Annotated in this window: 12 protein-coding genes; 8 read left to right on the top strand and 4 right to left on the bottom strand. The window is 58.5% G+C overall.

Annotated features, from left to right (window positions below):
- Positions 1-75: 75 nt before the first annotated feature.
- The gene (locus tag ACPQ6D_RS21520; protein WP_423226406.1) at positions 76-447 is read right to left on the bottom strand and encodes a nucleotidyltransferase family protein; all 372 of its coding nucleotides are present in this window, start codon (positions 445-447) and stop codon (positions 76-78) included.
- A 205-nt stretch (positions 448-652) separates the two neighbouring features.
- Here ACPQ6D_RS21520 and ACPQ6D_RS21515 point away from each other — a divergent pair, with 205 nt between their 5' ends.
- Positions 653-1018 carry a VOC family protein gene (locus ACPQ6D_RS21515; protein WP_423226405.1) on the top strand — a complete coding sequence of 122 codons (366 nt, stop codon included), beginning with the start codon at positions 653-655 and terminating at the stop codon, positions 1016-1018.
- 131 nt (positions 1019-1149) lie between these two features.
- Here ACPQ6D_RS21515 and ACPQ6D_RS21510 read toward each other — a convergent pair whose 3' ends face one another.
- A complete protein-coding gene (locus ACPQ6D_RS21510; RefSeq protein WP_423226404.1) occupies positions 1150-1422 on the bottom strand; it encodes a hypothetical protein in 273 nt (90 codons plus the stop codon).
- A gap of 306 nt (positions 1423-1728) precedes the next feature.
- On the opposite strand from ACPQ6D_RS21510, the gene ACPQ6D_RS21505 reads away from it, so the two are divergent.
- From ACPQ6D_RS21505 to ACPQ6D_RS21495, 3 genes are read left to right on the top strand one after another with little or no spacing between them, the layout of a single operon-like run.
- Positions 1729-2169, top strand: a complete 441-nt coding sequence (locus ACPQ6D_RS21505) for a hypothetical protein (RefSeq protein ID WP_423226403.1) — start codon at positions 1729-1731, stop codon at positions 2167-2169.
- A gap of 54 nt (positions 2170-2223) precedes the next feature.
- The gene (locus ACPQ6D_RS21500) at positions 2224-2475 is read left to right on the top strand and encodes a DUF2281 domain-containing protein (RefSeq protein ID WP_423226407.1); all 252 of its coding nucleotides are present in this window, start codon (positions 2224-2226) and stop codon (positions 2473-2475) included.
- On the top strand, positions 2469-2798 hold the full coding sequence (locus ACPQ6D_RS21495) for a type II toxin-antitoxin system PemK/MazF family toxin (protein WP_423226402.1): 330 nt from the start codon (positions 2469-2471) through the stop codon (positions 2796-2798). The genes ACPQ6D_RS21500 and ACPQ6D_RS21495 overlap by 7 nt, the downstream gene beginning before the upstream one ends.
- A 189-nt stretch (positions 2799-2987) precedes the next feature.
- Here the strand turns inward: ACPQ6D_RS21495 and ACPQ6D_RS21490 are convergent, their stop codons facing one another.
- Complete coding sequence (locus tag ACPQ6D_RS21490; RefSeq protein ID WP_423226401.1) at positions 2988-3320, bottom strand: hypothetical protein; 333 nt, start codon at positions 3318-3320, stop codon at positions 2988-2990.
- 137 nt (positions 3321-3457) lie between these two features.
- Positions 3458-3949, bottom strand: coding sequence for a DinB family protein (locus ACPQ6D_RS21485; protein WP_423226400.1), 492 nt, complete (start codon positions 3947-3949; stop codon positions 3458-3460).
- A gap of 234 nt (positions 3950-4183) precedes the next feature.
- Here ACPQ6D_RS21485 and ACPQ6D_RS21480 point away from each other — a divergent pair, with 234 nt between their 5' ends.
- From ACPQ6D_RS21480 to ACPQ6D_RS21465, 4 genes are all read left to right on the top strand, one after another.
- Positions 4184-5020 carry an SDR family oxidoreductase gene (locus ACPQ6D_RS21480; protein ID WP_423226399.1) on the top strand — a complete coding sequence of 279 codons (837 nt, stop codon included), beginning with the start codon at positions 4184-4186 and terminating at the stop codon, positions 5018-5020.
- A gap of 61 nt (positions 5021-5081) precedes the next feature.
- Positions 5082-5666: a G/U mismatch-specific DNA glycosylase gene (gene mug, locus ACPQ6D_RS21475; RefSeq protein WP_423226398.1), complete on the top strand. Its 585-nt coding sequence runs from the start codon at positions 5082-5084 to the stop codon at positions 5664-5666.
- A gap of 25 nt (positions 5667-5691) precedes the next feature.
- The gene (locus ACPQ6D_RS21470) at positions 5692-6093 is read left to right on the top strand and encodes a hypothetical protein (RefSeq protein WP_423226397.1); all 402 of its coding nucleotides are present in this window, start codon (positions 5692-5694) and stop codon (positions 6091-6093) included.
- Positions 6090-6731 (top strand): DedA family protein, encoded by a 642-nt coding sequence (locus ACPQ6D_RS21465; RefSeq protein ID WP_423226396.1) that lies wholly within the window; start codon positions 6090-6092, stop codon positions 6729-6731. The genes ACPQ6D_RS21470 and ACPQ6D_RS21465 overlap by 4 nt, the downstream gene beginning before the upstream one ends.
- The last annotated feature ends 43 nt before the right edge of the window (positions 6732-6774 follow it).

The raw sequence follows: 6774 nt of genomic DNA, 5'->3' as shown, positions 1-6774 counted from the left end.
AGCGTTGCAGCTTGGCAAGTTCACTCTCAAGATCAGCAGCCAGCTCACGTAATTCGCCCGCACTTTTTTGCTTCATCAGATTTCCTCACCCGTAGACAAGACGCGTTCGCGAAAGCGAGGCTCAAGATCCTCTAGCGGTTTGAGGTCTACCCAGAAATGCGTCATGGCATTCAGTTCACCGAGCGCACGGAAGAAGTCGGCCTTGAGCAGCCCTTCCACGGCCAGGTCAATATCTGATCCGGCCGCGAAGTCGCCGCGCACAAGAGAGCCAAACAAAATGATGCGCTTCACACCATAATGCTGACGTAAATGGGCTGCCATGTATGTGGCTGCCGTACGCGCTTGTTGCGCCAGGCGTGCATGATAGGCACCCTGCTGCTGCTGACTGCGCCGCCAGTATGCGACATACGGCGCTATATCGCTGGTGGAGAGTGGTGAGGTGCTCATAACTCAATTTTAGCACAGGTAGGCGTGATTGTCATCATGACATGGGTGCGAATTTTGGCAAATAAGAACAAATGTGCTATCATTTGCAAGTCCCGCCCATGATGTAAGCCCATCTCATGTCTGTTCCAGGCCTTTGCGAGATACAATCCCTGGTCAGACTTGATGATCGGCGCAGCGCCCCTGTTTACTTCAGTTGGAGGTACCAATGGCAAACGCAATCAACTGGTTCGAGATTCCCGTGACCGACATGCCGCGGGCGGTTGCATTTTACAGCGCGATCTTGAGCGCGGAGCTCACGGCCGACCCGTCCATGCCCGGTTACTTGATGGCAATGCTGCCCTATCAAGATGGCGTCGGCGGCGCACTGCTCTATGGCGAGGGCTATGTGCCAAGCGCCAACGGCGCGCTGCTGTATCTAAACGGCGGCGATGATTTGAACAACGTGCTGGGCAAGGTGGAAGCGGCCGGCGGTCAGGTGTTGACGCCCAAGACGAGCATCGGCGAGAACGGCTTCATGGGTTTTTTCCTAGACAGCGAAGGCAACAAAATCGGCTTACATTCGATGGGATGAGTCCTATGATTCCCCTGCGCTCTCGATCATCATGAAAACGTCGCCGACCAGGCAGTCTGGTCGGCGACGTTTTTTCTTAGAATCTGTCAAAAAACCTATTTCTTTGCTTGGGCTGATTTTACGCCTTGACTCTAGCCGAGGCGGGGAGCCTGGCTGCGGCGATGACGGGTAGGACGCGAGGGCAGCGCTTGCAGCGCCCAGGCCACTTCGCTGCTGGCGCTGTGCAGGCGCCGCGTGGCAATGGGGTGACTGCCCATCAGTCCCTGGCTGACACGCAGCAATCCGAGCGTCATGCGCAGGAAAAGACGGCCCAGCCACGCGCGGCCAGGGGAGGTCAACACAAGCAGAAGGCCGCTCAGAAGCAGCGCCAGGGAAGCCAAAGGGATAAAATTAGAAAAATACATGATCGTGTCCTCCGTGGCGCTCATTGTAGCACAAATGTTCTAGGGTGTCAAAAGGGTCAAGGTGTCGCCGTAGGGGATGACAAACTGCAAGTGCTGGAATTGGTGCTCGAGCGACTAGGGCCGATGCCCTGCTATATCGAGTGGGTGAAGCCGGATGCACCCCGGCGGGTGCGTATTCCTTCGGCGTGGGTGGTGCGATGATCGCCTATCGAGGATGTTGAGCCCGAAACTACGAATGTCATTACATTTGTCATTCGTTTGACAATCGGCGGCCTAGTCATTCCGGGTCTATAAGGGGAGTTATCTATGGCCCTGCAAAGCATTACGGTCAATCTACCGGAGAACCTCTATGAGCGGCTCAAACAAGCATCCCTGGCGATGCACGTACCGCTCGACGAGGTGTTGGTGCGTGCGCTCCAAGTGGGCAGTCCTCCCAGTTGGGAAGATGCGCCGGCCCTTTTTCAGGCCGACCTGGCGGCACTGGATCGGCTCGATGATGACTACCTGTGGCGCCTTACGCGCAGCACCCAACTCAACCAAAGCTGGTTACGTTACCACGAGCTGTTGGACAAGAACGGCAATGGAACGATAGCCGCGAGTGAGCGGGCTGAGATCGAGAGGTTGCGTACTGAAGCTGATCGTTTTGTCTTGCGCAAGGCCCATGCCGCCGCCTTATTGCGCTGGCGCGGGCATCAGGTTCCCGCGCCCGATCCACAAATAACTCTCCTTGCAACTATCTATCGGTAATGCTATACTTGTCCTGCGAACAACATTTCGAACCGGGTTCGTCCGAGGTGACTGATGCAAACTCTAACCACACAACCAACGCCAGGGCATCGACTCCGGCAAATCATGCAAGCCCTGCTCACATTACCACCGGAAAAAATTAGCGAGGTCTGGGACTTCGTCGCCTTTCTCCAGGAGCGTTATGCTGGCACACCCTCTTTGGATGTGAGCGACGTGTGGACGGACCAGGACATGACCGATTTATCCACAGCCAGTCTTATGTACGCCCGGCAATCAGAATGGGCAGGGCCGGATGACGCATGGTAAGACCTGGCGATGTCGTGACTGTCGAGTTCCCAGGCGCAACCGGTACCAAGCGCCGCCCGACCGTGGTAGTGTCTACCGATCTCTACCATAAGACGCGCCCTGATGTCATTCTCGGTGTTTTGACAACCCAGGTAGCAAGCGCCACGATGCCGAGTGATTACCTGTTGCGTGATTGGGCTACAGCCGGTCTCCGTCAACCATCGGCATTTCGCTCCTTCTTGGCAACTATGCCTGCCTCGTCTATCATTGTTGTGGGTCACTTGTCACCGCGTGACTGGGACGCGGTACAGAATTGCCTCAAATCAGCGCTATCCACGTCATGACAATGTGATCGCTGTGTCAACCCGTGACGAAATTACACCTACCTCTGTGATGGCCAAGCCACATGAACGCTAGCCTCGTAGCCGCTTTGATGCCATGACCGATTAGGCGGACGATGATCATTTATGTTAGTTGCCGATCGCTATCCAGTTGACCCATCCCAATGTGGCACAGGCACCCCCCTTCGATACTCAGAATCCATCTGTTCGCACGTCATAGACAAGGGGGTTGCCATAGCCGGCGCTTCCCTCGTTTTGGTTGATTATCACGACTGGAAGCCGCGCAAATGGTTGCGCGAAGATGATCGAGATTGTATCACAGATGGTCGTAAAAAAAGGAACCGATCCATACTGAGCCTTTGCCTGTATTGGCGCATAGGTGCGCAAAATCGTATCATCAGACATTTTCGCTCTTGTCACCGCCCCATCCGCCACCTTCGCCGTCGTGATACTCCCATCCACCTTAGGGCTGAGTTGGAGAGATTGCGCACTGAGGCCGATCGTTTCGTTTTGCGCAAAGCCCATGCCGCCGCCTTATTGCGCTGGCGCGGGCATCAGGCGCCATCGCCCGATCTACAACAATGATCAGGTCAATGATGCCCGGCGTCGCTGGTTAGCGCCGGGTGGCACCCGCCTCGCCCACGATCGTAATATCTTCGTAGCTATCCTGATAGTCCCTTGAACCGATCGCTGAAGGTCGCGATCTGGCCGCAGTGCTCGCGCTTGTGACCGTAGTAGGTGTAGACGATGAAATCCTCCAGGTCGTACTCAGCGCCATACCAGGGCAGCGCGCCGGCCTGACGCCAGAGATCAGCCGGAAGCTGCGCGGCCAGGTCGCGCACCTGCGCGTGTGCGGTTTGATACTCGGCGTAAACCTCGGCGAAGGTCATGCCCTGGCGCTGGTTCACCTGTTCATCGTTGAACTGATCATCGCGCTGGATGAACGCGTCCAAGACGGGAGTCGGATGGCCGGGGTGAACGAACTGATTGAGAAGGTCTACCAGCGCCCACTCGAACGAGCTGAAATGCGCCACCAGGTCCTTGACCGACCAGTAGCCGCACGCGCCCGTCGTCTCCACCTCAGCGGCCGGGAATTGCTCCACGGTGTGCTGCACGGTCAGATGCCCGTACATCAAAATGTCGCTCACATGCATGGCTCCGCCTCCTTCTGATTCCTGCGCGCTTCTCCCTACAGCGGCCCATCGCGCCGCCGCATGCGCTATTGTCCGGCGAACTGCCGCCGCGTCACAGTGAGCTAGACTTCCGAAATCAGCCAGACTTCCGAAGTCTCGCAGCCGGTGACGAGAACCGCGGCGCTATCGTCGAATGAAGCAAGCGACGCGCCAGATGGGCGCGGCAAGAAAACAATCAGGAAAAAAGAGGGACGCGTGAAAGACAAAATCTGCCTGGTGACCGGGGCCACGGATGGGATTGGCAAGGTGACGGCCATGTCGCTGGCGCGCATGGGCGCGACAGTAGTCGGTGTGGGACGCAATGCGCAAAAGACCGCGGCCGTGACGCAGGAAATAAAGCAGGCCACTGGGAATCAAGCCATTGAGTTCCTTGTCGCCGATCTGTCGCAGGTGCGGCAGGTGCGTCAAGCGGCGGCCGAGTTCAAGCGCCGATATGACCGCCTGGATGTGCTGGTCAATAACGCGGGCGGCTATTTTGCCAAACGCCAGGAGACTGCCGAAGGCCGCGAAATGACCTGGGCGCTCAATCATCTCAACTATTTCGTGCTTACCAACGAACTGCTCGACATCCTCAAGGCCAGCGCACCGAGCCGCATCGTCAACGTTTCTTCCGATGCGCACCAGGGCAGCAGCCTCAATCTGAACGATGTCGAGTTCAAGCAAGGCTATGGCCAGGGATGGAAGCCCTATGCCCATTCAAAATTAGCCAACGTCATGTTCACGTACGAGCTGGCGCGGCGGCTCAAGGGCGCCAACGTCACCGCCAATGCGCTCCATCCTGGCTTTGTGGCGACCAAGTTCGGCCACAACAACGGCAGCCTGGCGAGCGTTCTTATGAAAAGCATGCAGAAGCTGGTGGCGCTGACGCCAGAGAAGGGCGCGCAGACCAGCATCTACCTGGCTTCGGCGCCGGCGGTAGAGGGTGTAACCGGCAAGTATTTCTCGAATGGCAAGGTCACCGCTTCGACCAAAGCCTCCTACGATACGGCCGCGGCCGCGCGCCTATGGGATTTGAGTCTGGATATGATATAATTCGGCTGATCGAGGCCGCGACAAGGCGCGCAGCCCAGTTTTTGTACGGAGGAACCCGGCCATGGCTTCTTCTCAATCAGCATGGCGACGCCCAACCCCGGCCGAGTTGCAAGCCGCGGCCGGCAAAACCGTGCCCGATGTCCTGACGCCTGGGTTGACCGTTCTCTTTTGCGGCATCAACCCAGGGCTGTACTCCGCCTTCACGGGTCATCACTTCGCGCGGCCAGGCAATCGCTTCTGGCCGGCCATTCAGCGCGCTGGAATCACCGAGCGGCTGTTGTCTGCCGATGAAGATCAGACTCTGGTGCGTTATGGTTGCGGCATTACCAACCTGGCGGCGCGGGCTACGGCGACGGCCGCGGAGTTGACTCGCTCAGAATTGCGCGCCGGCGGCGAGCGTTTGATCGTCCTGCTGGAGCAATTTCGCCCCAGGGCGTTAGCGGTGCTGGGCATCACCGCCTATCGCACCGCTTTTGACCAGCCCAAATCTGCTCAGGGGCGTCAGCCGCAGTCCATAGGCGCAAGCGAGATATGGGTCTTGCCGAACCCCAGCGGGCTCAATGCCCATTATTCGCTGGACGATCTGGCTGCTATCTATCGCGAATTTTGGTTGACCGTGACACGGACTTCTGGTCTTTTGTCTTGACCAGGATTCTGAAGGAGGACCTGCCGTGAGTGTGCGGTCTCGAATTCTGCTTATGCTCGGTCTCCTGCTCTCGTTGCTGATCGTCTTGGTGTTTACCACCCGCGCCCTTCGTCACGCGCCGCGGCCGTTGGTGGATGAAACCATCCAGCCCTGGATGAGCGTCGGTTACGTCGCCCGCTCATACCACATTCCGCCTCCCGTCTTGCTGGAAGCGCTCGGTCTGCCGGATCGGCCCGACCGCCGCCCACTCAGCGCCGTGGCGACTGAGCAAAAACGACCCGTTGGCGATCTCATCAATCTTCTCTACGAGACCATCAAGAGCTACCGCGCCGCCAATCCCACCTCTGCCGCGCAGCCTGCCGAACCATTGCATCCTCCATCGCTGCTGCAGCGCCTCTTTGGGCGCCAGCCACGACCCACGCCATGAGCCTATCGGAAACCCTTCTGCTGGCCTTCTCTACTTACGGCCTGCCTGCCCTGTTTGTGGTCACGGTCATGGCGGCCGTGGGGCTGCCCCTCCCCGTGACGCTGCTGCTGATCGTGGTTGGCTCCTTTGTGGCGCAGGGCGACCTGAACCTGCTTGCTGTCGTGGCCCTGGTCAGCTTCGCGGCCGTGGTCGGCGATCAACTTGGTTATGCCATTGGACGTTGGAGCGGAGAGCGCCTTGTCATTCGTGTGACAGACCGGCTGGGCGGCGCACAGCGCATGGCGCAGGCCGAGACTGCCGTTGCGCGCTGGGGCAGCCTCAGCGTTTTTCTGACCCGCTGGCTGATGACGCCGCTCGGCCCGGTGCTCAACCTCACCTGTGGCATCACGCGCTTTTCCTATCCCACCTTCCTGGCTTGGGACATCGCCGGAGAGACGTTGTGGGTTCTGATCTACGTGCTGCTGGGCAAATTCTTCAGCGATCGCGTGGAAGCCATCAGCGCTACCATGGGCGACCTCACGTGGGTCATCTTGGGCATCGCCGGCGTCATCTTCTTCGGCTGGCGGTTGCTCAAGAGCTGGCGAACCGAGGATAAGCGCGCCAGCAAGTCAGCATCCGATGCACCGCCACCTGCGTAGGTTCACATCTCCCCCGTCACAACGCCCGCATTTGCGACCACAC

The sequence above is a fragment of the Candidatus Amarolinea aalborgensis genome, from assembly GCF_900491745.1.
GTDB lineage: Bacteria > Chloroflexota > Anaerolineae > SSC4 > Amarolineaceae > Amarolinea > Amarolinea aalborgensis.
The sequence above is the reverse complement of the archived record's forward strand: the minus strand, read 5'-3'. Positions and strand labels throughout refer to the sequence as shown.